This is a genomic window from Cryobacterium sp. TMT2-17-1 (assembly GCF_004402765.1).
GTDB lineage: Bacteria > Actinomycetota > Actinomycetes > Actinomycetales > Microbacteriaceae > Cryobacterium > Cryobacterium sandaracinum.
Genome location: NZ_SOGC01000047.1, coordinates 1 through 23,667 on the forward strand (window position 1 = coordinate 1; position 23,667 = coordinate 23,667).

Below are 23,667 nucleotides of genomic sequence, written 5' to 3' on the forward strand. Positions count from 1 at the left end.
AAGCCCTCGTTCTCGCTGTCACCAACGTCGAAACCGAGGACTTCCCGGCGCCCGTCGGCAGCCACGCCGACCGCGACGACGATGGTCTGGGACACGATCCGGTGGCCGACGCGGGCTTTGCAGTAGGTCGCGTCGAGGAACACGTACGGGAAGTCCTGCGCGGAGAGGGTGCGGTCGCGAAACTCGGCCACCTCAGCGTCCAGGCCCGCGCAGATCCGGGACACCTCCGACTTGGAGATCCCGGTGTCAGCGCCGAGGGCCTTGACCAGGTCGTCGACTTTGCGGGTCGATACACCGTGGACATAAGCCTCCATCACGACCGCGAACAACGCCTGGTCGACCCGACGGCGACGCTCCAACAGCGCCGGGAAGAAGGAGCCGGCGCGCAGCTTCGGGATCTTCAGATCGAGGTCCCCGGCCGTCGTCGTCAGGGTGCGCGGCCGGGTGCCGTTGCGGTGGGTGGTGCGGTCGCCGGAGCGTTCAAACGGGGCTGCACCGATGAACGCGGTCGCCTCCGCATCGATCAATTCTTGATACAAGGTTTCGGTCGCGACGCGGATGCAGTCGGTGACATCGGTGAGTTTGAGTTCTCCCAGCAGGTCGAGCAGGGCAGACTGGTCTAGAGCCATCGTGTGGTGTCCTTTGTGAGTTGCTTTAGTCGGTACTCACTGACCATCCCACGGTGGCTCTTCACGTTGACGAAGCAACACTCAAGAGCGGGAAATCACACCACTTACGGGGACGTAACCTTACATCGGCGGTGAGGGCCTGCAGAATGGGCGCGCCTAACCCGCGGCCCCGAGCGTTCGCGGATAGCCGCAGGTCGAACAAGGGTGCGTCGTCGAGGAGGTCTTCGAGGATCACGAGGCCTACGCGCCCTTCGGATTCCGATTGGACCCAGAAGCTCGCGTGATCGGGGCCGCCAAATGCTCCCTCGGAGGTCTTTCGCTCGAGATCCGTGGGGGACGGTCTGGCGTTCACGTGGAAGGGGAACTCGTTAGACATCATAAACTGCATCAGTGCAGCGTGGTCAGCTGGCAGGTCGAGCGCGGTAAACGTGATGTCTAGGCTGCTGTCTCCTAGGTGATCGCGTGAGGGGGTACCGTTTGGGCTGAATCGAGCCCGTTCAAGCTGGGCCCGATGTCGTCAATGACTCGATCTATCCATTCGAACCGATCGAGCTGTTTGATCTGGAGGGGAAAGAACCAGCCGACAGCGGTCAACTCTTCCGTTTCGAGGACTGGCAGTTCCTCGGCAAGGCGGCAGAGGTAGGCGGTCGTGACGTAGTTGTTGTTCCCACTGACGTTGTGAGCACGGTTGATGGGTGATTTGCCGCCGATGCCGGTATGGGGTCTGTGGTGATTGTAGCTATGGATCCAGTCTTGGTAGGTGGCTGCTNCACGGGGACGTAACCAAGAGACACCGATAGCAGAACGGTCTCCGCATCAACCTGCCAGCAGCCCGCTGGGAGATTGCGATATTGAATCCCACTTTCAGTGCGACGATGCAGGACGCCGGGTTGTTGACCCTGTGGCCGAGCTCGAGCCGGAGCAAGTCGCGCCTTTCAAATGCCCAGCGGGTAGCCGAGGCGAGGGAGCATGAGGCAAGGCCTTGGCCTTGGGCCTCGGCGGACACCCAGTAGTAAACCCTACCGGTGGCGTGTCGATGCTCCATGTTTTCGATGCCCACATTGCCGACAGCCTTGCCGTCGACGCTGATTGCGAAGTTGCGCACGGACGGGCTGGACGGGGCGAGCTGAAGTGCGATGAATTCCTGGCAGCGCTCGAGCGTTGACAGGTCGGTGTCGCCGACCTGGGTTGCGAGGTCATCGTTGGCACCGAAGGCGCGAAGCAGGTGCCCGGTGTCAGATTCGTCCCATGGGCGAAACTTCTGCACGCGATCGTCAGATCAAAGCGTCGGGCAACGCCGAGGCTTCTTCCCCGAATTGGGCGGTGCGGATAGCGATTCTGAACAGTAGGGTCGGGCCTTGGGGCCGCGGTTGACGCGTCCAGTTGGGCGGGAACCTGACGAGGTGACACTCGACGACCGGCGGCTTTCGAAAAGGCGGATTTCAGGTTCCGCACATGACTGCAACAGAGATGAGTGCAGCGATGACAGCCAGCTGGGTCCGCCTCTCACTCTGGGTTGCCGCCCTGGCCGCATGGTCCGCGCTCATCCTCGTCGGGCTGGTCCTGTTGGGGACAGGTCTCGATAGAACGTTCTTTTTTGAGCCAACCGGTGGGGCTCTCGAACGCGATCGTGTGGGGAAGAATCTCATTCTTGTTGGTTCGGTCGCCCTCTTCGCTGCCGCGGTCTGGGCTCGGTCGATGCACGCTCCCATCTGGTCCTGCGCCCTCGTCGCAGCCCCGGCTGTCCTTGTCGGCGGCCTCACCTTGTTTTTCGGAGGTTCTCTGTTCCCACACCTCAGCGCTTTGGTGGCTTTCCCTGTTGCCCTCGCTGGCCTGGTTTGCGGGCTTGTCCTCGCCAGGCCACTGCTTCGCGCTGGCTCCGCGCGCCCTAGCGCGTCGGTTGACCGTCAGGGATCAGACTGAGCTTTCGCCCGCCGTCGTCGAGTGCTGAAAACTATCCATCTGAAGACGGCAGCGTTAATGGCAGCCAAGAGAAAGAATCCCAAGTAGTACAACGCCGCGCTCATGGTCAATGCTCCGACGGCGAATTCTTCTGGCCCCGACACTTGCGATGAACCCAGTGAACCGACGACATAGTACGCAGTAGATAACGGCAACGTCAGTACCACGATGAGCAGAACCATCGCTTCGGGTGCGGCCGTCCCGCCGCCCAGTTCGAAGGCGTGCATCACGGACACTGCCGCAATGAGCCCGGCGACTGACACTAGGTAGGCGGCCATCGACCCCGCGGCCCAGGAGGGTAGGCGGTGGTTCCCTGTCGGCCTTACACGGTCGGTCGTCATTTCCGAAAGCTACAGGCCTTGCCCAACTTCGGGCAACAAGGACCGTTTCGACGTCTCGGGGAAAGGGCCTTTGGAAACGGTCTCCGCATGAATCTCCCAGCAGCCCGTTGAGAGATTTTGCCGTGGAGGCCAGTGCCGTTAACGGCGGAATTCGTTCGCGAACTGGGGACACCGATCGATTTCTACTGTGTTCACAGTACTTCTTTCAGGTCCAGGCGAGTGGATGGCGATTTCCGCTAGCTCCGGCTCCCCAGGAACTTCTCCAGCGCGGCGAGGTCATCGGTATTTATGTGGTCAACGCCGGCCTCGTGCAGCTCAGTCCAGATCGCTTCGCGGGCTTCGCCCGGAACATCGGGGGTCCCCCAGAAACGGACGCGGTAGCCCTGAGAGTGCGCCGACTGCACGTATTCGCGCAGCTTGACCTTTTCGCTTTCCGGCATCGGACCGACGCCCTGCCACACGAATAGCTTGTTCCAATTCTCACTGACCAGCGGCATGAGATCGGCTGGTATTCCAGATGTCAAGTCGCCGGAGCGGCCGTCATAGAAAGCCAATCGTGAGTCAAGATTTTGCATGGATTTTAGAGGGCGGTTGCCGCTGACCACGGCGACAACCGGTCCGGATTTGATTTTGCCGTTCGTGTACTTGGTCATGATCGAGCGATGCTCAGCCAGGTCTTCCTCGATCGCAGCGTAGGTACTCTCGCCGTCACTCTTTATGTCGATCAGAAGTTGGAAGCTGCCATCCCAGCCAGAGTAGACACTGCCAGCACGGCCGTCCACGAGGCGGTCGAGCGGATCCAGGTAGAGGCTTTCGAGAGTAACCCCCGCCTGGACATCCTCGAGATCGTGAGCGACGAGAAGCTCGCCATCTACGAGCCAAACATCGGCTTCCACACTGGTGAATCCGTGCTCGAGGGCATCAAATAACGGACGCTCATGCTCATAGTCATTGTGCGCGTGGGCGGCATCCTGCGGTTCGCCGGGCACGATGTCGGCCTGTGATGGTGCGGCCGCGCCGGTGACGGTAGCGAGGCCGACGAGGGTAACGAGAACCAAAGCGGAATTTTTGACGATCATGGAAGTCCATTTCTACGAAGTGTGTTCCGCCGAGAAAGTCCCGTCGAAATAAGATTGACCGCGTTATCGGCTCCACGCGTGTTCCAGTGCACAAGCTGGTTCGGTTTCGAATGCGCAACGGCTACAGTTCTATCGCCGTCGGGTTAAGTGCTGGCGCCGGTCGAACCAACGCACCATGAACGGTCTGGGCCTGCGTGACCTTCTGCTCGCGTAAGAATCACGCTCCTAGCTCCACCAGTCCGTCCTCGCGTCGCGCCGGCAGATTCGGTATTCACTGGAGGGCCACCGGGTTGGTTCTAACAGTCGAATAGTCGCAGCGCTGGCATACCTTGTCATGCTTGCCGCGCTGACTTCAGGTGTTGTCAGCGCTGACTGTGCGGGCTCTGCCATCGAGCCGGATCGTATTGCCGTGCGGGACGATCCACTGGGTCTGCTGTGTCCGAATGGCACTCCGATACAGATCACAGCCTCGGAGTTATATCGAGAGACTTGCTCGATTGTCGTGTCGCGCCGAACTGCGCGCAGTCGAGCGCGCTCGCCTGCGAACGGCACGACCCGCCAGGCTGCCCGCAAGCCGGACCTTAAGCGCACTCGGGCCCGGAATTCGGGGCCAGAAGCAAACGCAGCCGGGTGGAGCGCCCGGATAGCCCGCCCGGATAGTCCGCCCGGTGAGGATTCGCACTTGAGGGCGTCGACCGCAACAAACCCCAGCGGCAGGAAACCCCTGCCACGAGACGTCCTGGCGTGTCGTAGACGACCTGGCGCACGCCTCGACCCCAGGCGGCACCACAGCAGGGTCGAGGCCGTTTGCGGCTCGGTCAAAGGTCGGCGAGCATGCTCACAGGGTTCTCGATGCAGCGTGCGATGTAGGTGAGGAAACCGGCGGCGGTGCCTCCGTCACAGACCCGGTGGTCGAAGACCAGCGACAGCTCGACCACAGTGCGCACCGCGAGGGTGTGATCGACCACCCAGGGGCGCTCGATCATCCGTCCGATGCCCAGAATGGCGGCCTCGGGGTGGTTGATGATCGCGGCTGACCCGTCGACACCCAGAGCACCGAAGTTGTTCAGGGTGAAGGTGCCGCCGCTGAGTCGAGATGGGGGAAACGAGCCATCCGTTGCCTGGGTCACGATACCGGCGATCGCATCCCGGAGTTCGCGGGTGGTCAGTGAGTGGGCGTCGTGCACGACCGGCACCATCAGCCCCCGCGGGGTCTGAGCGGCAAGCCCGAGGTTGATGGCACCGCGTTGGAGGATCTCCTGGCTGGCCGTGTCGACTGAGGAGTTCAACAGCGGAAACCGGCGCAGTCCGGCGACCGTGAACCGGGCGATCAGCGCGGTCACGCTGAAGCGTTCGCCTGTGGCGTCGAAGAGACGGTCCCGCGCGGCGAAGAGCTCGGTGGCGTCCACATCGAGCCAGACGGTTGCCTCGGGGATTTCCCGGCGCGAGGTGGTCATCCGCTCCGACACCACCCTGCGTAGGCCGGTGATCGGGATCCGGATGTCGTCGGTGGGCGCGGCCCGGGTTCCGACCGGCTCCGCCACGGGTGCAGGTTGGGCCAGTGCCGCGGGCTCGACCACCGGTGTGGACTCAACCGCTGCGGCCCGTTCCCGGATTGCCGATTCCACGTCCCGGCGCAGCACCAGCGCGTTGCTCCCACTGCCGATTAGCAGGGTCGCGTCGAGGCCGTTTTCGCGGGCCAGACGCCGCACCAGCGGTGAGACCACCGGGGAGCGGCCGGCCGGGTAAGACGGAGAGGTCGGAGCCGTTACCGGGGTGGCCGGAGTCACCTCGGAGACCGGTTCGACGATTGCCGCGACGACCGGAGCCGCTGAGCCGGGTCGCACGCCGAAGCGCGCAGTGGCAGGGCGCCGCACGGGACCCGTGTTCTCCCTCGTGCCGTAGCCGATGAGCACAGCACCGGATGCCGACCCGTCGACCTCCGCGACCGGAACCCCGGCTGCCATCGCTGCGGGCTTAACAGCAGTCCGAGCGGTCGGCCGTGCGGCGTCGGCCTCGGCGGCATCCGTCACTGTCAGCAGCACCTGCCCGGCGTGAATGATCTGGCCGGCGACCCCGTTCAGGGCCTCGACCACACCGCCGAACGGCGACGGCAACTCCACGATGGACTTGGCCGATTCGACCTCCACCACGGGCTGGTCGATGGTGATGGTGTCGCCCACGGCGACCAGCCAGGAGACGATTTCGGCTTCGGTGAGTCCTTCGCCGAGGTCGGGCAGGATGAAATTCTGACCCATCAGTTCCACTCCCAGGTTCCGAGGGCGGTCAGGATGCGGTCGGGAGTGGGCAGAAAGTATTGCTCGAGCTTGGGGGAGGGATAGGGGATATCGAAACCCGTGATCCGCAGGATCGGCGCTGCCAGGTGGTAGAAGTTGCGCTCGGTCAGCCGGGCGGCGACCTCGGCCCCGTAGCCGCCGAACTGCGCCGCCTCGTGCAGCACAGCGGCGCGGGAGGTCTTCCGCAGGGAGGCGCCCACCGTCTCGTCGTCGAACGGGGAGAGGCTGCGCAGGTCGATCACCTCGATCGAGAGCCCCTCGGCGACGGCCAGCTCGGCCGTCGCGAGGGCCGTTTTCACGGTCGGACCGTAGGCGATCAGCGTGACATCGGTGCCCTCCCGCAGCACGACCGCAGTGGTCATCGGCGCGGTGCGCACAGGCAGGCTGAGCTCGGCTTTGGCCCAGTACCGGCTCTTGGGTTCGAGGAAAATGACCGGGTCGTCACAAGCAATGGCCTCGCTGAGCATTGAATAGGCATCCGCCGGATTCGATGGCGAGATCACCGTGAGGCCGGGCGTGGCCGTCCAGTAGGCCTCGGAGGAATCGGAGTGGTGTTCCACACCCCCGATGTCGCCGGCGTAGGGGATCCGGATCACAAGGGGCAGCTGGATGCGCCCACGGGTGCGGTTGCGCATCTTGGCCACGTGCGAAACGATCTGCTCGAACGCCGGGTAGCTGAACGCGTCGAACTGCATCTCGACCACCGGGCGCAGGCCGTACATGGCCATGCCGATCGCGGTGCCCACAATCCCCGATTCGGCCAGCGGCGAGTCGCTCACGCGGCTCTCCCCGAATTCGGCGTACAGCCCGTCGGTCACACGGAAGACGCCGCCGAGCGGGCCGACATCCTCACCGAACAGGACGACCGTCGGATCGTCGCGCATCGCGTCCTGGATCGCGGCGTTCAACGCCGCTGCCATGGTGAGAGTGACCGGTGCGCGCAGGGGCGTCGGTGCGGTGTCGGGGAGCGTCATGAGTTGACTCCTGAGTGAGCGGCGACGGATGCTGCGACGGCGTGTTCGGCGTGCTCGTCGAGCTCAGCTGCGAGGAAGGCTCGTTGTTCCGCCAGGGCGGCGCGCGGGGTCGAGTAGACGTGGTCGAATAGCTCCAGCGGATCCACTGGCGCGGACCGGGTCATGCATTCGCGGGTGTCCGCCGCCAGATCCTCGGCCTCGGCACGGATGTCCGCACGCTCCGCGTCGCTCAGCGCACCGATCTCGCACAGGTAGGTGTCCAGGCGGGTGATCGGGTCGCGGCGTCGCCAGATCTCCAGATCCCCGGGATCGCGGTAGCGGCTCGGGTCGTCGGAGTTCGTGTGTGCCTCCATCCGATAGGTCAGACCCTCGATCAGGGTCGGGCCGTGGCCGGCGCGGGCGTTCTCCACTGCCGACGAGGTGACCGCGTACATTGCGGCGACGTCGTTGCCGTCAACGAAGTAGCCGGGCATCCCGTAGCCGATGGCCTTGTCGGCGATGGTGCGGCAGCGCATCTGCTTGTCCAGCGGCACGCTGATCGCGTACTGGTTGTTCTGCACCACGAAGACGACCGGGGCCTGCCAGACGGCAGCAAAGTTGAACGCCTCGTGGGCGTCGCCCTCGCTGGTGGCGCCGTCGCCGAGCAGAGTCAGTGCGACGGTGCGCTCCCGTTTGAGCTTGGACGCGGTCGCGAGCCCCACGGCGTGCAGCGCCTGGGTAGCCAGAGGGGTGGCCTGCGGGGCGATCCGGTGGGCGTTCTGGTCGTAGCCGCTGTGCCAGTCCCCGCGGAACGAGGCCAGGATGTGCTCGGGCGGCACGCCGCGGGTCAGTAGGGCGATGCTGTCCCGGTAGGTGGGGAAGAGCCAGTCCTCGGCGCCGAGGGCGGCGACCGCGGCGATCTCGCAGGCCTCCTGGCCGAGAGCTGACGGGTACGTCGCCAGGCGTCCCTGCCGGGTCAGCGCGGTGACCTGCACGTCGAACCGGCGGGCGACGACCATGCGCCGGTAGAGATTGAGCAGTGTGCCCGGGTCCGGCAGGTCAAACCCACCGGCCTCATCGAGTGGCGCGGCGCGACCGGTGTCATCGATCAGGCGGAGGGGACGCGGCGCGGCGAGGGGGCTCTCAACCAGGCTCTCGACATTGAGGCTCATGTCGCAATGGTGGGGCATCTCCGCGCCGTCGACGGTGCCCCGGCGACGGATACGAACGATTGGTCCGAAGCGGCGTCGTGCCGGGCCATTCGTCCGCGGAAAACGACCGTTCAGCGCCAGCTGTCCGCAGCGCGAGCCGGGGGCAGGCCGGTGATTTCCTCGAGGATGAGGTGGGACCGGGTGGAGATCACGCCGGGCATGCTGTGGATATCGCGCAGGATGGCTTGGCTCAGCTGCTCGTGGTCCGGAGCGCTGACGGTGAGGATGATGTCGATGTCGCCGCTCACGGCCTGAGCTTTTTCGACGAAGGGCAGTTCACTCAGGCGCCGGGCCATCTCGGCCCAGGAGACATCGCCGATCTTGACGATCACGAGGGCGGAGACCCTGAGCCCGAGCGCCCGGCGGTCGATCTGTGCGCCGAATCCAGTGACCACACCGTGACGCACGAGATTCTGCATCCGGGTGTGCGCGGTGGTGCGGGAAATGTGCACGAGCACGGCCAGCTGGCGCATCGACAGGCGGCCGTCGCGACTGAGTTCGGCCACGATCTGCCGGTCGATCGCGTCGAGACCGTCGGGCGTGCCCGGGGCGGCGGGGGCCGAGTGCTGCGTCATTGGAATCCTCAGGCTGGGGAAACCCTCAGACTACCGCGAGCCCAGGCGACTACCGCATCGCGCGCAGGTAGTGGTTCTTGGGCCAGTGGCGCAGCCGGCGCGGAAGCCGGGGATAGACACGTATGGTCAGCCGGATCAGCCGGTCGAAGCGGCGCTGCGCCCCCGCGGTCCAGGGCAGGTCGAACAGTTCCCGCACCGAGCAGGGGAGCAGTCCGACGGTCACGAACCGGCCCAGTGGCATCATCAGCCGCAGCCAGAGCGGCCCGGTGCGGGGATGCAGCAGCTGGCGTGCCACGGCGCGCGTGGCGGCATCCGTCTGCAACTCGCCGACGCGTCGGTCCCAGTAGGCGGCGAAGGCGGCCCGGTTGGGCGGCCACAGCTCCGCGGGCATCTGCAACGCCGTGCCCAGCACGGCGTACTCCCGGTAGAGCGCGTCCGCCGTGGCTCCGTCGAGCGGGCCGTAGACCAGCTCCCGCATGGTCATGGCGGAGTCATACAGGGTCGCCGCCACCCAGAGCTGCAGTTCTGGGGTGAAGGCGGTGTAAGCCGGACGAGCCTCGGTGGCCAAGCCCGACACCGGGGCGTGGGCGTGATCGACCCGGCGTCGTGCCCGGGCAGCCTCCTCCGGCGTTCCGAACACGACCGCGTACACGTAGGTCAGGGTGCCGCGCAGCCGATCGAGCGGTCGGGAGGCGAAGTCGCTGTGGTGCGCAATTCCGTGGCCGATCGCCGGGTCGGCGATCTGCAGGAGGATGGACCGCCCGCCGGCGGCGATCAGCACGGCCTCGCCGGCCATGTCCCTCATCTGCATGCGCGCCTCCCCGCTCGAAGACCGATTGTAACGCCGCCAGCGGTGAAGCGGATGGGCGCTTCGCCGCGGTAGCTGCCGGCAGGTTAGCCTGGATCGGTGATCTCCGGCCGACGACACCCGGCCCCAGCCCGCCGCCTGGCGGCGCTCGCCGCCATGGCCCTGCTGGCCCTCACCCCCTCCGACTGCACCGCGGCGCGCGGAACAGACGCGAAAAGCGGCACTGCCGCCCCGCTCGGGCCCGGCTGGTCGGCCGGCCCCGTTGCCGAAGACGCCACTCGCCGCCTGGCCGCCATGTCCCTGACCGAGAAGGTCGCCAGCCTACTGATGCTGCACCAGCCGGGAACAGATGCGGCCGAGCTGCGCACCTTCGCCGGGGCGAACGGCCTCGGTGGACTCATCCTGATGGATGACAACGTGCCGGTCTCCCCGGAAGAAATGCGGGCAATGACGGATGCCCTCAGTCCCGACCCGGAACTCCCGCTGCTCATCGGCATCGATCAGGAGGGCGGCGAGGTCTCCCGGCTGCCCGCCGACCTGGCGCCCGGGGCTGCCCAGCTGCAGACGCTCCCCGCACCGGCCACAGAGGATGCCTTCCGCAGTCGGTCGACCCTGCTCCAGTCCGTCGGCGTGAGTGTCAACTTCGGCATCGTCGCCGACGTCACGGCCGACCCGAGCTCGTTCCTGGCCGGCCGGATGCTCGGCACCGACCCGGCGTCGGCATCCGCCCGGGTGGCTGCGGCGGTCACCGGTGAGCGTGCGCGGGTTCTGAGCACGCTCAAGCACTTCCCCGGTCACGGGGCGGCGCCGGGGGACTCGCACCGAAGCATCCCGTCGACTCCGCTTGGCTATCAGGACTGGCTGACCCGTGAGGCGCCTTCGTTTCAGTCCGGAATCGAGGCTGGCGCGGCGCTGATCATGTTCGGCCACCTGGCCTACCCGAGCGTCGATCCGCGTCCGGCGAGCCTGTCGCCGGCCTGGCACGAGATCCTCCGCACCGAACTCGGTTTCGACGGCGTCACGATTACCGACGATCTGCTGATGCTCCAGGACTTCGGCCTGCCGGAGTACGCCGACCCGGCCGAGAACGGGATCGCCGCCCTGGCAGCGGGCAACACCATGCTGCTCTCCGTTCTGCCGGCGAATCCCGCGCGGTACGGCACCGATGTCACAGTTCTGATCGGCAGAATCGTCGAAGCGGTCGATACCGGGCGGCTCACGCTGGAGCAGATCGATGATGCTGCCTACAAGCTCCTGGTGCTGCGCGGCCGGGCCGCCCTCAGCGCATCCCAGGAGTGAACCCCAAATCCAGATTGTGCAGCGAACCGCACCGAGTAGGACCTCATGGATGCCGGCACACTCTAATCACGCATTCTCGTCTTCGTCGGAGGCACCGGAGTGTCCTCAGCTGGGTGTCACCAAAGTCATGACCCAGTCCGTCGGGCGCCCGGTCAGCTCTCAGTCCGCTAGCCCTCTGCCGTGCCGACGAAGTACGCCGTGACGACTTCGCGGGTGGTGAGCGGATCTCCCCCCGAAATGGGCGCGACGCGTACCGTCCATCGGGGGCCTGACCGATCGATGCCGTCTGCGCTCTCCGCCCAGACCGCCCCATCTTCCGTGCACGAGTAGGTGCCGTACCAGGCGGGGTGCTCGGTCAGGTCGTTCCAAACGCCACCGCTGCGAATCAGGCAGCGGTCCCCGTCGCTGAGCAACAGCCCGAGCGGTCGCGCCTGCTCGGGCGCGGTGGCCGCCGGCAGGCTCCCGGTGCTCGGCAGGCGCACCACCGCCGTGGTCCACGGGTCGCGGTAGCAGGCCACAAAGCCGGGCGCCGCATCCTGCCAGCACGCTACGGCGAACGCGCTCGACGGTGTGCAGGCGTGGATGTTGTCGTCGACGGCGACTGCGGACGGCCGATCATCGAACGACGCGCTGCCACAGTCGAGCGTGACGGTCGTCTCCTCGGTGACGGTGAAGCCCGCGGCAGGCAGACCGCCCTCGGTGATGGGGCGCATTACCACGCTCTCGGTTGCCGTTGCCGAAGCAGAGGAGGGCGACGAAGGGGCCGGGGACGCGCATCCGGCGAGCAGGGCGATCAGCAGACCCAGGGGGAGCAAAAACCGTGAGCGCATTTCAGCCCTCCGTTCCACCCATGCACCAGCCCCTGAGCGACCGACGGTACCCTCGGCCCCGGAGGCAGTCAAGGGATTCCGGCAGGAGTGGCCGGACCACTGTCGAAAAGAACTCTCCCCGATTCGGAATATTTCACTTTCCTATGCGCTTGCATGAATGTGAGGACGAGAATCCACCGTTCCGCGAATTGAGGAGAACCCATGACTCAGACCACCGCAGCGAGCATACCCGGCTACAAGGCCGGAACCTGGACCATCGACCCGACCCACAGTGAGGTCGGTTTCAGCATCCGCCACCTCATGATCAGCAAGGTCAAGGGCACGTTCGAGAAGTTCGACGCGACCTTCGTTACCGGCGAGAACCCGCTCGACTCCTCCGTCACGGCCACGGCCCAGGTCGTGACGATCGACACCAACCAGGCGGACCGCGACGGCCACCTGCGCACCGGCGATTTCTTCGACGCCGAGACCTATCCGACCATCAGCTTCGTCTCTACCGGCGTGCGTCAGGTCGAGGACGACTTCCTCGTCGACGGCAACCTCACCATCAAGGGCGTCACCAAGCCCGTAACCTTCGACTTCGAGTTCGGCGGCTTCGGCACCGACCCGTACGGCAACTACAAGGCCGGCGCCACGGCGAAGACCGAGGTCACCCGCGCCGACTTCGGCCTCACCTATAACGCGGCCCTTGAGACCGGCGGAATGCTGCTCGGCGAAAAGGTCATCATCACCATCGAACTTCAGGCCGCGCTCAACCAGGCGTAGTCGTCCCCGCGCAGAGGTCTGCGCAGGGTGGACAACAAACACGAGAGGGACCCCACGAGAGTGAGGTCCCTCTCGTGTCGACCTTTGGTCAGGGTACCGACGCGGCCGCTCCGATCCTCTACACCCCGGGGTATTGGTCGTGAATGAGAGACCACGCTGCTCGGGCCGAGCGCAGGCGTTCGGGGCCAGATACGCGGGCGCTCCCTTTCGATCCGACGGGCATATTGTGCACCTCGGACATCATCGGCTATTCGCCCTTGATCTCCTCACGCACCCGTCGTAGGTCCTCCATCAGGGATCCGATCAGGATCCAGTGCTGCGGATGAGGCGTCGCAATGATCAGGGGGGCGGTCAGGGTGGGTGGTTCCTGCGGCAGGCTGACCTGCTGGACGCCGGGGTGGTCCACCTGTTCGGCGAGGAGCCTCAGGTCATGGGCGGCACGGCTCAGCTCGACAGTGATCGCGAGCACCGTGGGCTCGAGGTGCAGGGAATGGTCGTAGTGGTCGCGCAGGGACCGGGTCATGCCGATCGCGCGTGCGACGAGCGAGGTCAGCCGGGCGAAGAGCTCCTCGTCGATGTCGAGGAGACGCCGGTTCACCGCGTGCCGCGGGTTGAGCGTGAGGCTCTCCTCGGCCTGCTTGAGCGCCTGATCCGCCTTGGCGAGCATGGGGCGCAGCAGACGCACCTTAATCATCATCTCTTCGATCTGGCTGGCCTTCTGCGGAAACCGCAGGGCGTCGACGATCCGGTCGAGGGTGTCCGCGATCTCGTACGCAAGTCGGATCACAGCCGCGTGCGCCGGACGAAGAAGCACTGGCGGCACGATCAGGGCGTTGACGAGGAGTGCGGCCGCCGCCCCGATGATGGTTTCGACGATGCGGTCCCGCGCGTACTCAGCCGTAGCCGTGCCGATTGTGAGTAGGAGCATGGCGCTGATCGGAATTTGGCTCGCCGAGCTGGGGGCCAGCCGAAGCGCCCACGCCAGCATGATGCAGAACACGATGGCCAGGAGAACGACCCAGCTGGACTGGCCGAATGCGACACCGACGCCATAGGCGATGATGACCCCGCCGATAACACCCAGGCTGCGTTCGACCGCGCGACCGAGGGTCTGGTTGATGTTCGGCTGCACCACCAGCAGGGCGGCGATCGCGGCGAAGACGGGCAGCTGCTCCGTGTCCAGTAGCAGTTGCGACAGGATCCAGCCGAGGGCGACGGCCACGGATGTCTTCACTGCCTGGAGCAGAGGAATCCGGCTTGTGGATCGCAGCCGGGTGTTGATTCTCACTTGCCTAGGGTAGTCGAATGCGTGGGCGAGTCGTATGCACAGGCTCGTCGGACCGGTGCCGGTGCCGGCGCCATTGAAACCCTGCGTGCTAGGGCAGGTCGTCGTCGGTGCGGGCACCGAACACGATTTCGTCCCAGCTGGGCATCGAGGCCCGCCCGCGCTTGCCATGACCCGACGCTCGCGGAGTCGCGGCCGGTGATTGACCCCCGGCGGCCTGGGCAGACCAGGCGTTGCGGGGGGCCTCGGTCGGCGGGGCGGCGAGAGCCGAGGGAGCGGCGTGGGGTTCCGCGGCGGCCTCGACCGGCTGGTTCACCAGACGGATGCCCGGGGCCGGGCTGGTGCTGGCGGGGTTGCTGTGGCTGGAGTGGCTCTCGACCTGGTTGCTTTCGAAAGCGGCGGCTTCGCGCTCCCCGCGGCGGCGGCGCAGTGACGCCAGCAGGTCGGCCGTCTCGCTCAGGCTCTGCGGCGGTTCGTCGGCGCGCTTGATGGCTGCACGGGACACGGCATCCGTCGTGCCGGCCGACCGGGAATACGGCACCGGGTCCAGAATCGGCGCCGTATCGTGCAACGTCTCCTCGGACAGTGATTCCTTGAAGGTGAAGGCGCCGCTGTCGAAGCGGGACACATCGGCGAGGCTGGTCTCGGCGCCGACGGCCCGCAGCCGCGGGATCAGGGCACCCTTCAGTTCACCCTGCTGCGACAAGGCGATGGCTTCACTGCCGACCGGAGAGAGCGAGTTCTTCTTGGGTTCGAAGCCCCACCGGGCGTCGTGGTCGATGTCATCGGCGGTGAAGGCCAGTTTGACGATCCAGCCGGCGCCGGGTTCCTTCCAGCTGGCCCAGCGCTCGTTCGTGGCGCCGAGCGAGGCCAGACGCTCACGGATGACGGTGCCGAAGGTGGCGCCGCCCTCGATCGGGTCGAGGTCGATGGCGGTGTGCACCGGCACGCTCAGCGCGCAGGAGACCATGTAGTCGCGTTCGGCGACGACCGGGCCCTCGAAGCGGCGCACAAAATCGAGGGACGCACCCGTGACCGCGGCGACGTCCTCGGCGGACATGCCGGCACGGATGTGCGCCTGCACTTCCCGGGGACTCAGCTTCGGCCCCGACGCTGGTTCCACCTGGGCCTGGCGAAGCCGGGACTGGAGAACTTCGTCGATGGGGATCCTGAATCGGTCTCCCTCTTCAGACGCTGCGAGCAACGCACCGCTCTCGACTCCAATAACTTTCAATTCCTGCATGTTGAAAGCCCTTTCGCCATCACTAGTGCGCCTAAGACTGCCATGTAAAGAGTGAATCTTCGGGGAATACGCCGGGCGTGCCGCAAGTTGATGACTGTGCCGAGCAAATGACGCGGCGTGTAGTTTGCTATTCCGCCCGGATTGTTGGAAACTATGGCCGCCGAAATCCTTTCTCGGCGTAACTGAATGGATGGGTATGGCAACCGATTACGACGCACCACGGAAGACCGAAGACGACTCAGAGTCGATTGAGGCCCTCAAGGAGCGCGTACCCGACAAGATGTCCGGTGTCGTAGATGTCGACGACTCGGACAACCCCGGTGGTTTCGACCTTCCCGGCGCTGATCTGTCCGACCTCGACCTCGATGTCGTCGTTCTGCCTCCGCAGGCGGACGAGTTCACCTGCGTGGAGTGCTTCCTGGTGAAGCACCGTTCGCAGATGTCGCACGAGACCAAGCTCGGCCTGGTATGCCTGGAGTGCGACTCCTAAACGCGCTCAATCATGTGATGCTGGCCGTCGCGATCCATTGATCGCGGCGGCCAATTTCTGTGGGCGCCGCGTCGACACCAGCCAATACGGCGCCGGATCCGTCGCATCCACGATCGGGATTCGCACGACGGGCCGAATCCACCCGCGGATGAGCAGCCAGGCCCGGGCGTCGAGCCGTTGGCCACGTTCCAGGGCGGCCTCATCTCCGTCGAAGGGCAAAACCTCGCCGACCAGATCGATCGATATGCTCGCGCGCCCGGCGGTGAGCTCACCGCCCCGCACCTGCACCACCGGTGCCGACAAGAGCAGCGCCAGAACGCAAGCGGCGTACAGACCGGCGGCCAGCAGCACCCCGGCCAGCATCGAAATCGGTGCGAACACGAGGATGCTGGCAGGAATGATGAGCGCAGTCGCCACATAAGGTGCGGGAGAGGCCCAGAGTTTTTCGCGATATTCAGGCATGGGTCTATTCGATCAGACTTCTGCACTAGCCTCGACACGTGGCAGAAAGCGTCGAAGTCCTGATTACCGCGTCCATCCTCCCGAGCTACGCGCACCCGGGTGACGCGGGAGCGGACCTTCATTCCTCCCAGGCTCTAGTCTTGGCCCCCGGCGAACGAGCACTGGTCGGCACGGGCGTGGCGATCGCCCTGCCCGACGGTTTCGCGGCATTCGTCGTGCCCCGCAGCGGTCTCGCGTCCAAGCACGGCATCACGATCGTGAACGCGCCGGGCACCGTCGACGCCGGGTATCGTGGCGAGATCAAGGTGACGCTGCTTAACACCGACCAGACCACGCCCCATGCGATCGCGATCGGCGACCGCATCGCCCAGATCATCATCATGCCCGTCAGTCGGGCCACGTTTATTCCCGTGGATCGGCTGCCCGGCAGCCAGCGCGGGGTTGGCGGATTCGGGTCCACCGGCCTGAGCCGGAACATCAGCACGGGCACCTCAACGTCAGGAGACAACCAGTGAGCGACACCGCGAACCCGGAGGAGAACCCGGACGAGACGGCCAAGTCGGCGCCGGGCGATCGTGCGACCGAGGGTCCCCTCGACGAAGCCGAAGCCAACCCGGTGCGGCCCTACGTGGACCTCGGCGGGGTCAAGATCCTCCCGCGTGAGGGGCTTCACCTACGGTTGGAGATCGAAGAGGGCAGCAAGCGGGTCGTGGCGATCGGGCTCGACTACGCCGGCTCCACCCTCCAGGTACAGCCGTTCGCCGCGCCCCGCTCAAGTGGCCTGTGGAACGAAATCCGCGCCCAGATCGCCGATCAGATCGGCAAGCAGGGCGGAACGACGACTCTGCGCGAAGGCCCGTTCGGCCCCGAATTGGTGGCCGAGATCCCCGTGGCCGCGGGTCAGGGATCCGACGGAACGAGCAGGCTGGCCCGCTTCATCGGAGTCGACGGCCCGCGCTGGTTCCTGCGCGGCGTGATTGCCGGCGAGGGTGCCATCAACACCGACGCCGCGACCGAGATCGAAAACCTGTTCCGCAGCATCGTCGTGGTGCGCGGATCCGCCCCGATGCCGCCGCGTGACCTCATTCCGCTGCGGATGCCGGCCACCCCCGCCACTGCGGCCGAGCCGGGCCAGTCCTGAAGAACGCCGGGATGACGGACGCACCACTCCCCGATGAGGCCCGCGAGCCCGACGCATCAGAGAACGCGCCTGACTCGCCCGTGCCGGCCGCGTTCGCCGACGGCATGGCGGCGGCGGCCCGGCGGGCCGGCTTCACGCCGGCGGCCGAGGGTGATCCGATCAGCGGGCGCGCCCTGCTGGCCGCGATGGGCGGCATCCGTGGACTGGTCGAGGCCCTGCTGCCCGGACTCGTCTTCCTGATCACCTACACCTTCACCCGGCAGTTTTTTCCCGAGCAGTCGCTGGTGCTGTCCCTTGTTGTGCCGGTGCTGATCGGCGTCGTTTTCATCGTTCTGCGCCGGATTAGCCGCCAAACGGTGACGCCTGCCGTCGGCGGCCTGGTGGCACTGATCGTCAGCGCCGTGCTCGCTCTGTTCACTGGCCGCGCCGAAGACTTCTTTTTGCCCGGATTCTGGACCAATGGACTGTACGGCGGAGCCCTCTTCATCTCGGCGGTCGTCGGCTGGCCGCTGATCGGGCTGGCTGTCGGATTCCTGATGGGCGAGGGAATCGCCTGGCGGTCGAACCGGTCCAGGCGTCGGGTGCTGACCATTCTCACGCTCTGCTGGGCGGGCTTGTTCGCCCTGCGCCTGGCTGTTCAGCTTCCCCTCTACTACTCCGGAAACGTGGAGTGGCTCGGCGCCGTCAAGCTCCTGATGGGGATTCCGCTCTACGCGCCACTCCTGGTGATCTCGTGGCTGGTGGTCCGGGCGGTCTACCGCGCCGACGACCGGGAGACCGACGACGCAGCGGGTCGCCGGCCCGAATAAATTCACCGCGATTCCGCGACACCCGCCGGAAATAGGCGCGGGAAACGCGGTGGCACCGCTAGAGTTATCTCTACGTCAAGATAGTTCGGCGTTGGACATCGTCCGCACGTGGCATCCGCCGGTTAGGTTACCCTTGCTGGCAGGGGCAGGCGTCTGGTCGTCAGGATTGAGGATTGCGGACGGTTTCGCCGTCGGTTTCCACGAAGGAGAGGGCATCGTGTCGGCGCTTAATAATGCGGTCGTAAACAGTTTTGGAGCCAAGGACACCCTGCGGGTCGGGTCGACGGACTACGAGGTCTTTCGTCTCGACGCGGTAACGGGCTACGAGAGGCTTCCGTTCAGCCTGAAAGTGCTGCTGGAGAACCTCCTTCGCACCGAGGACGGCGCCAACATCACCGAGGCCCACATTCGCGCCCTGGGTGAGTGGGTCCCAACGGCGGAACCCGACACCGAGATCCAGTTCACCCCTGGCCGCGTCGTTATGCAGGACTTCACCGGCGTGCCGTGCATCGTCGACCTCGCCACCATGCGCGAGGCCGTCGCCGAACTCGGCGGCGACCCGAAGAAGATCAACCCGCTGGCTCCGGCCGAGCTGGTCATCGACCACTCCGTCATCGCCGACCTGTTCGGAACCGCGGACGCCCTCGAGCGCAACGTGGAGATCGAGTACGAGCGCAATGGTGAGCGGTACCAGTTCCTGCGCTGGGGCCAGACCGCGTTCAACGATTTCAAGGTCGTGCCGCCCGGAACCGGCATTGTGCACCAGGTCAACCTGGAGTATCTGGCCCGCGTCACGATGACCCGCACCGTGCCGGACGCGGAGGGCAACGACGTGCTTCAGGCCTACCCCGACACCTGCGTGGGAACCGACTCGCACACGACCATGGTCAACGGCCTTGGCGTGCTCGCCTGGGGTGTGGGCGGCATCGAAGCCGAGGCAGCCATGCTCGGCCAGTCCATCTCGATGCTCATTCCCAAGGTGGTCGGCTTCAAGCTCAACGGCTCCATCCCGACCGGCGTCACCGCGACGGATGTCGTGCTCACCATCACCCAGATTCTGCGCAAGCACGGCGTGGTCGGTAAGTTCGTCGAGTTCTACGGCGCGGGTGTCTCGCAGGTTCCGCTGGCCAACCGGGCCACGATCGGCAACATGAGCCCGGAGTTCGGATCCACGGCCGCGATGTTCCCGATCGACGACGTCACCCTCGACTACCTGCGCCTGACGGGTCGCAGCGACGAGCAGGTTGCACTCGTCGAGGCCTACTCGAAGCTGCAGGGCCTGTGGCACGATGCCGACAAGGAGCCCGTCTTCAGCGAGTACCTCGAGCTCGACCTGGGCACCGTCGTGCCGTCGATTGCCGGCCCGAAGCGCCCGCAAGACCGCGTCATCCTCACCGAGGCGAAGTCGCAGTTCGAACTTGACCTGCAGAGCTACGCGACGCAGGACTGGACTGTTGTGGACGCGGCCGTCGAGGCCTCTTTCCCTGCTTCAGACCCGATCGGCTTCACCGCCGAGGACGAGAACCTTGACCACAAGGCCTCACACAACCACGTGAGCCACGCTCCGATCAGCGTGTCCAGGCCCGTCGCGATCACCACGCAAGACGGCGCGAACTACACGCTCGACCACGGAGCGGTCGCTGTCGCGGCCATCACCTCGTGCACGAACACGTCCAATCCGAGTGTCATGCTCGCCGCGGGCCTGCTCGCCCGAAACGCCGTCAGGAAGGGCCTCACGAGCAAGCCGTGGGTCAAGACCACCCTGGCTCCGGGCTCGAAGGTCGTCACCGACTACTACGAGAAGGCCGGCCTCACCGGCGACCTCGAGGCCCTCGGCTTCTACACCGTCGGCTACGGCTGCACGGTCTGCATCGGCAACACCGGCCCGCTCATCGACGAGGTCACGACCGCGATCAACGACAACGACCTGGCCGTCACCGCGGTGCTCTCAGGCAACCGCAACTTCGAGGGTCGGATCAGCCCCGACGTCAAGATGAACTACTTGGCCAGCCCGCCGCTGGTCATCGCTTACGCCCTCGCAGGCTCGATGAACTTCGACTTCGAGACGGATGCGCTCGGCATCGGCAGCGACGGCAACGAGGTGTTCCTCAAGGACATCTGGCCCGACTCCGCCGAGGTGCAGTCCACGATCGACGGCTCGATCGACACCGGCATGTTCACGAAGCAGTACGGCCATGTCTTCGAGGGCGACGAGCGCTGGCGCGGCCTGCCGACACCGGACAGCGAGGTCTTCGAGTGGGACCCTGAGTCCACGTATGTGCGGAAGCCCCCATACTTCGACGGCATGACCATGGAGACCACCCCGGTGGTCGACATTGTCGGTGCCCGTGTGCTGGCCAAACTGGGCGACTCGGTCACGACCGACCACATCAGCCCTGCTGGTTCGATCAAGGCCGATAGCCCGGCCGGCGCCTACCTGCTGGAGCACGGCGTCGAACGGGGCGACTTCAACTCCTACGGCTCGCGCCGCGGCAACCACGAGATCATGATCCGCGGCACATTCGCGAACATCCGTCTCCGCAACCAGCTGCTGGACGGAGTCGAGGGTGGCTACACCCGCGACTTCACCGTTGACGGGGCTCCGCAGGCGTTCATCTATGACGCTTCGCAGAACTACCAGGCCGCCGGCACGCCGCTGGTCATCTTCGGTGGCAAGGAATACGGTTCGGGTTCGTCCCGCGACTGGGCCGCGAAGGGCACCAGCCTCCTCGGGGTGAAGGCCGTCATCACGGAGAGCTTCGAACGCATCCACCGTTCGAACCTGATCGGGATGGGCGTCGTGCCTCTGCAGTTCCCGGCCGGCCAGAGCTGGGCGTCACTTGGACTGGACGGCACGGAGGTCGTCACAATCGAGGGTCTCGTCGAGCTGAACAGCGGGGTCACCCCGAAGACGGTGCGCGTCACGGCGGCGCCGAGTGCGCAGTCTGCCGCCGGCAAGGCCACAGTCGAGTTCGACGCGGTCGTCCGCATCGACACCCCGGGTGAGGCCGATTACTACCGCAACGGCGGCATCCTGCAGTACGTCCTGCGTTCGCTGGTCGCCTAGCACGCAGGAGCCTTTAGGCCAGCTACCGAAACCGGCGCGTAGACTCGGCTTGACCGAATCTATGCGCCGGTTTTCTGGTGGCGGATAGCGCAACGTGAAAGGTGTTATCGATGGCGCTACTGGACACGATCTTCGGGCCGAGAGATCTGGATCGCCTCTCGATGGAACAGCTCGTCCAGCTCGCGGCCGAGGTGCGGGCGTTCCTCGTTCGGGAAGTCTCCAAGACCGGCGGGCACCTTGGTCCCAACCTCGGCGTGGTCGAGCTGACCATCGCTTTGCACCGGGTCTTCGAATCCCCGCGTGACGCCATTGTCTTCGATACCGGACATCAGGCCTACGTGCACAAGCTGCTCACCGGGCGCCAGGACTTCAGCCTCCTCCGCCAGGCCGGCGGCCTGGCCGGCTACCCGCAGCGGCGCGAGTCCGAGCACGACATCGTGGAGAGTTCCCACGCCTCCAGCTCGTTGTCCTGGGCTGACGGCATCTCCCGAGCCTTCGAGATGACCGGGCAGAGCGACCGCCATGTGATCGCGGTCGTCGGCGACGGCTCCCTGACCGGGGGCATGACCTGGGAAGCCCTCAACAACATCAGCGACGACAACACCCGTCGCCTGATCATCATCGTGAATGACAACGGCCGCTCCTACGCGCCCACCATCGGCGGCATGGCCCGCTTCCTGAACACCGTGCGCACCCGACAGGCGTACCACAGTGCCTATCTGACCAGCCGTCAGGCCTTCGAACGGATGGGCGCGCCCGCCCGGGCGTTCTTCCGCGGCGTGCGCGGCGGCATGCACGGCTTCCTCGCCCGGTTCTCCAACAACGAGGCGCTCTACTCCAACCTCGACATCAAGTACATCGGTCCGATCGACGGCCACGACATGGCGGCGATGGTCGAGGCGCTCCATCAGGCCAAGGGCTACGGCGCGCCGGTGATCGTGCACGCGATCACCCAGAAGGGTAAGGGATACGACCCGGCCGTTCAGGACACCGCCGACCAGTTCCATGCGGTCGGCCAGATCGACCCGGAAACAGGGGAGTCCACCGAATCCGCCGGCGCACCCTCCTGGACGTCGGTGTTCGCCGACGAGCTGCTGCGCCTTGCCACACTCGATCCGAAGATCGTGGGCATCACCGCGGCCATGCTCCGTCCCACCGGCCTGCACAAGATGGCCGAGAGATTCCCCGCCCGGGTGCACGATGTGGGCATCGCCGAGCAGCACGCCGTCACCAGTGCCGCCGGCCTCGCCTTCGGCGGCCTGCACCCGGTCGTCGCGCTCTACGCCACCTTCATCAACCGAGCGTTCGACCAAGTCCTGATGGATGTCGCCCTGCACAAGGCCGGCGTCACATTCGTGCTCGACCGGGCCGGGGTGACCGGGCCCGACGGTCCCAGCCATCATGGCATCTGGGACCTGGCGATCCTTCAGGTCGTCCCCGGGATCCGCCTCGCGGCACCTCGGGACTCGGTGCGCCTGGCAGAGGAGCTCGAAGAGGCCGTGGCCGTCGACGACGCGCCCACTGTGCTGCGCTTTCCCAAGGGCAGCGTGAGCGCCCCAATCGACGCCGTGCGCCGCCTGGGCGACGGCGTAGACGTGCTCTTGGAATCAGCCCAGAAAGACGTGCTGATCGTCACTGTCGGGCCGATGGCCACGATCGGTCTCGATGTGGCGGACCGGCTCGCAGCCCAGGGCATCGGAGCCACCGTCGTCGACCCGCGCTGGGTCGTCCCGGTACCGCGGAGCATCGTGGCCCTGGCCGCGGAGTACCGCATCGTCGTGACCATCGAGGACGGCGTCCGGGTCGGCGGCGTCGGCACCCGTGTCCGTCAAGATCTGCGTGAAGCCGGCGTGGACACGGCGGTCACCGAACTGGGGCTGCCCGACGAATTCCTCGACCACGGCACCCGCGCCGAGATCCTCGACCGTGTTGGGCTGACCCCGCAGCGCATCGCCCGCGATGTCGTCGCAATGGTGCTCGGCAGCAAGATCCCGCATGCGCGGCCCCTGCCGGCGGACCGCGCCGACACCGCCAGCATCCCGGCAAACCTTAAGCAGGATTAGGCGATTCCCCATCGAATGGTTGTGTCGTTTCCGGAAGGCTGGGGCTGAGATCACCGCGTGATCGCTGTTCATCACAGGCGGGGTGCCGTGCCCGGTGTCGAACCAATTCGACGGAGATTTTGGCTCTCCTGCTTCATCTGTGGGTGTTTCGGAGCGCCTTAACGGCCGCACGCCGCTTCCTGTCTAGGTTTCTGACTGTCAAAGGAAAGAAACTTTATAGGCGGGAAAACGGCGTGCGGTCTCTAACAATATGGCGGACTTTGCTGGGTGTCGATAAGACGGTCGTTGAGGACCTGAATCTGGACCCGGTGGCGGGTGTTTTGGTGGCCTCGGTGCGGCCGACGGGGTCGGCGCGGCA

At 65.8% G+C, this 23,667-nt stretch carries 20 protein-coding genes and 1 pseudogene; 8 read left to right on the forward strand and 13 right to left on the reverse strand.

The annotated features are described in order from the left end of the window. The 9 genes and pseudogenes from E3O47_RS14100 to E3O47_RS14140 all read right to left on the reverse strand — a co-directional run. A partial coding sequence (locus E3O47_RS14100) for a transposase (RefSeq protein ID WP_174722155.1) occupies window positions 1-629 on the reverse strand: 629 nt, incomplete at its 3' end. A gap of 672 nt (window positions 630-1,301) precedes the next feature. After that, window positions 1,302-1,397, reverse strand: a pseudogene (locus E3O47_RS16675) (integrase core domain-containing protein); the annotation flags it as partial. Between the two features lie 1,139 nt (window positions 1,398-2,536). After that, on the reverse strand, window positions 2,537-2,932 hold the full coding sequence (locus tag E3O47_RS14110; protein WP_134420973.1) for a hypothetical protein: 396 nt from the start codon (window positions 2,930-2,932) through the stop codon (window positions 2,537-2,539). Between the two features lie 236 nt (window positions 2,933-3,168). Next, window positions 3,169-4,011 (reverse strand): phosphatidylinositol-specific phospholipase C/glycerophosphodiester phosphodiesterase family protein, encoded by an 843-nt coding sequence (locus E3O47_RS14115; RefSeq protein WP_134420975.1) that lies wholly within the window; start codon window positions 4,009-4,011, stop codon window positions 3,169-3,171. A gap of 818 nt (window positions 4,012-4,829) precedes the next feature. Continuing rightward, complete coding sequence (locus tag E3O47_RS14120; RefSeq protein ID WP_134420977.1) at window positions 4,830-6,269, reverse strand: dihydrolipoamide acetyltransferase family protein; 1,440 nt, start codon at window positions 6,267-6,269, stop codon at window positions 4,830-4,832. Then, a complete protein-coding gene (locus E3O47_RS14125) occupies window positions 6,269-7,282 on the reverse strand; it encodes an alpha-ketoacid dehydrogenase subunit beta (RefSeq protein WP_134420979.1) in 1,014 nt (337 codons plus the stop codon). The genes E3O47_RS14120 and E3O47_RS14125 overlap by 1 nt, the downstream gene beginning before the upstream one ends. Beyond that, a complete protein-coding gene (gene pdhA, locus E3O47_RS14130) occupies window positions 7,279-8,433 on the reverse strand; it encodes a pyruvate dehydrogenase (acetyl-transferring) E1 component subunit alpha (protein ID WP_134420981.1) in 1,155 nt (384 codons plus the stop codon). The genes E3O47_RS14125 and pdhA overlap by 4 nt, the downstream gene beginning before the upstream one ends. A 110-nt stretch (window positions 8,434-8,543) precedes the next feature. Further along, window positions 8,544-9,047, reverse strand: coding sequence for an Lrp/AsnC family transcriptional regulator (locus tag E3O47_RS14135; RefSeq protein ID WP_104099599.1), 504 nt, complete (start codon window positions 9,045-9,047; stop codon window positions 8,544-8,546). Between the two features lie 49 nt (window positions 9,048-9,096). Further along, entirely contained in the window at window positions 9,097-9,858 is a 762-nt protein-coding gene (locus tag E3O47_RS14140; protein ID WP_241973117.1) for an oxygenase MpaB family protein, read from the reverse strand. Window positions 9,859-9,954: 96 nt separating this feature from the next. Between E3O47_RS14140 and E3O47_RS14145 the strand changes: the two genes are divergently transcribed. Next, window positions 9,955-11,154 (forward strand): glycoside hydrolase family 3 N-terminal domain-containing protein, encoded by a 1,200-nt coding sequence (locus E3O47_RS14145; RefSeq protein ID WP_241986216.1) that lies wholly within the window; start codon window positions 9,955-9,957, stop codon window positions 11,152-11,154. Between the two features lie 167 nt (window positions 11,155-11,321). Here E3O47_RS14145 and E3O47_RS14150 read toward each other — a convergent pair whose 3' ends face one another. Beyond that, window positions 11,322-11,984: a hypothetical protein gene (locus tag E3O47_RS14150; protein WP_134342492.1), complete on the reverse strand. Its 663-nt coding sequence runs from the start codon at window positions 11,982-11,984 to the stop codon at window positions 11,322-11,324. A 201-nt stretch (window positions 11,985-12,185) separates the two neighbouring features. Between E3O47_RS14150 and E3O47_RS14155 the strand changes: the two genes are divergently transcribed. Next, window positions 12,186-12,749, forward strand: coding sequence for a YceI family protein (locus E3O47_RS14155; RefSeq protein ID WP_104099603.1), 564 nt, complete (start codon window positions 12,186-12,188; stop codon window positions 12,747-12,749). Between the two features lie 247 nt (window positions 12,750-12,996). Here E3O47_RS14155 and E3O47_RS14160 read toward each other — a convergent pair whose 3' ends face one another. Further along, entirely contained in the window at window positions 12,997-14,037 is a 1,041-nt protein-coding gene (locus E3O47_RS14160) for an FUSC family protein (RefSeq protein WP_166785109.1), read from the reverse strand. A gap of 88 nt (window positions 14,038-14,125) precedes the next feature. Then, window positions 14,126-15,277 carry a septation protein SepH gene (gene sepH / locus E3O47_RS14165; RefSeq protein WP_104099605.1) on the reverse strand — a complete coding sequence of 384 codons (1,152 nt, stop codon included), beginning with the start codon at window positions 15,275-15,277 and terminating at the stop codon, window positions 14,126-14,128. Window positions 15,278-15,473: 196 nt separating this feature from the next. Between sepH and E3O47_RS14170 the strand changes: the two genes are divergently transcribed. Then, complete coding sequence (locus E3O47_RS14170; RefSeq protein WP_104099606.1) at window positions 15,474-15,767, forward strand: DUF4193 domain-containing protein; 294 nt, start codon at window positions 15,474-15,476, stop codon at window positions 15,765-15,767. 6 nt (window positions 15,768-15,773) lie between these two features. Here E3O47_RS14170 and E3O47_RS14175 read toward each other — a convergent pair whose 3' ends face one another. Beyond that, complete coding sequence (locus E3O47_RS14175; protein ID WP_104099607.1) at window positions 15,774-16,229, reverse strand: DUF3093 domain-containing protein; 456 nt, start codon at window positions 16,227-16,229, stop codon at window positions 15,774-15,776. Between the two features lie 38 nt (window positions 16,230-16,267). Between E3O47_RS14175 and dut the strand changes: the two genes are divergently transcribed. The 5 genes from dut to dxs all read left to right on the forward strand — a co-directional run bounded on the left by dut (window position 16,268) and on the right by dxs (window position 23,309). Next, entirely contained in the window at window positions 16,268-16,744 is a 477-nt protein-coding gene (gene dut, locus E3O47_RS14180) for a dUTP diphosphatase (protein ID WP_104099608.1), read from the forward strand. Beyond that, entirely contained in the window at window positions 16,741-17,370 is a 630-nt protein-coding gene (locus E3O47_RS14185) for a DUF3710 domain-containing protein (RefSeq protein WP_104099609.1), read from the forward strand. The genes dut and E3O47_RS14185 overlap by 4 nt, the downstream gene beginning before the upstream one ends. An 11-nt stretch (window positions 17,371-17,381) precedes the next feature. After that, window positions 17,382-18,179: a DUF3159 domain-containing protein gene (locus tag E3O47_RS14190; protein ID WP_104099610.1), complete on the forward strand. Its 798-nt coding sequence runs from the start codon at window positions 17,382-17,384 to the stop codon at window positions 18,177-18,179. A 217-nt stretch (window positions 18,180-18,396) separates the two neighbouring features. Continuing rightward, window positions 18,397-21,246 (forward strand): aconitate hydratase AcnA, encoded by a 2,850-nt coding sequence (gene acnA / locus E3O47_RS14195; protein ID WP_104099628.1) that lies wholly within the window; start codon window positions 18,397-18,399, stop codon window positions 21,244-21,246. Window positions 21,247-21,356: 110 nt separating this feature from the next. Continuing rightward, window positions 21,357-23,309 carry a 1-deoxy-D-xylulose-5-phosphate synthase gene (gene dxs, locus E3O47_RS14200; protein WP_134420983.1) on the forward strand — a complete coding sequence of 651 codons (1,953 nt, stop codon included), beginning with the start codon at window positions 21,357-21,359 and terminating at the stop codon, window positions 23,307-23,309. The last annotated feature ends 358 nt before the right edge of the window (window positions 23,310-23,667 follow it).

Coding starts and splice junctions, on each gene's coding strand:
- E3O47_RS14110 (WP_134420973.1), bottom strand. CDS start 2,932: ATGACGACCGACCGTGTAAGGCCGACAGGGAACCACCGCCTACCCTCC.
- E3O47_RS14115 (WP_134420975.1), bottom strand. CDS start 4,011: ATGATCGTCAAAAATTCCGCTTTGGTTCTCGTTACCCTCGTCGGCCTC.
- E3O47_RS14120 (WP_134420977.1), bottom strand. CDS start 6,269: ATGGGTCAGAATTTCATCCTGCCCGACCTCGGCGAAGGACTCACCGAA.
- E3O47_RS14125 (WP_134420979.1), bottom strand. CDS start 7,282: ATGACGCTCCCCGACACCGCACCGACGCCCCTGCGCGCACCGGTCACT.
- pdhA (WP_134420981.1), bottom strand. CDS start 8,433: ATGAGCCTCAATGTCGAGAGCCTGGTTGAGAGCCCCCTCGCCGCGCCG.
- E3O47_RS14135 (WP_104099599.1), bottom strand. CDS start 9,047: ATGACGCAGCACTCGGCCCCCGCCGCCCCGGGCACGCCCGACGGTCTC.
- E3O47_RS14140 (WP_241973117.1), bottom strand. CDS start 9,858: ATGCAGATGAGGGACATGGCCGGCGAGGCCGTGCTGATCGCCGCCGGC.
- E3O47_RS14150 (WP_134342492.1), bottom strand. CDS start 11,984: ATGCGCTCACGGTTTTTGCTCCCCCTGGGTCTGCTGATCGCCCTGCTC.
- E3O47_RS14155 (WP_104099603.1), top strand. CDS start 12,186: ATGACTCAGACCACCGCAGCGAGCATACCCGGCTACAAGGCCGGAACC.
- sepH (WP_104099605.1), bottom strand. CDS start 15,277: ATGCAGGAATTGAAAGTTATTGGAGTCGAGAGCGGTGCGTTGCTCGCA.
- E3O47_RS14170 (WP_104099606.1), top strand. CDS start 15,474: ATGGCAACCGATTACGACGCACCACGGAAGACCGAAGACGACTCAGAG.
- E3O47_RS14175 (WP_104099607.1), bottom strand. CDS start 16,229: ATGCCTGAATATCGCGAAAAACTCTGGGCCTCTCCCGCACCTTATGTG.
- E3O47_RS14190 (WP_104099610.1), top strand. CDS start 17,382: ATGACGGACGCACCACTCCCCGATGAGGCCCGCGAGCCCGACGCATCA.
- dxs (WP_134420983.1), top strand. CDS start 21,357: ATGGCGCTACTGGACACGATCTTCGGGCCGAGAGATCTGGATCGCCTC.